Annotated in this window: 1 protein-coding gene; it reads right to left on the bottom strand. The window is 36.9% G+C overall.

Translation table 11 applies throughout. From position 1 onward, the window contains the following. On the bottom strand, positions 1–370 hold a 370-nt coding region (locus RM812_RS42755), incomplete at its 3' end, for a substrate-binding domain-containing protein (protein WP_311586517.1). Between the last annotated feature and the right edge of the window lie 18 nt (positions 371–388).

The raw sequence follows: 388 nt of genomic DNA, 5'->3' as shown, positions 1-388 counted from the left end.
GAGTAATGGTAGTTAATGATGGATTTAGTAATGGCGCTATTTCGAGGCTCGAAAAGCTAATCACTTTTAAATTACCTGGAATATTGATGTTTAAATCGTAGCAGGCGTAATAAGTGGCAAAAGCCAAACGCTCAACAGAGGTAAAAACCCCATCGGGTTTCAGTTGTTGGAGTGCATTTTTGATAATCACACTGTTTTCTTCGTAGCTGTTGCTGCAATCTACAATTAGGCTTTCATCAAAAGGAAGGTTATATTTTGCTAAGGCATCAATGTAACCTTGCATCCGGGTTTTACCAATTGATAAGCTTTTATTAACCACCAAGTAAGCAATTCGTTTGCAGCCTTGTTCAATTAAATGCTCAGTTGCCAAAAAACTACTATTATAATC

The sequence above is a fragment of the Streptomyces lancefieldiae genome (assembly GCF_031845825.1).
Lineage (GTDB): Bacteria > Actinomycetota > Actinomycetes > Streptomycetales > Streptomycetaceae > Streptomyces > Streptomyces lancefieldiae.
The sequence above is the reverse complement of the archived record's forward strand: the minus strand, read 5'-3'. Positions and strand labels throughout refer to the sequence as shown.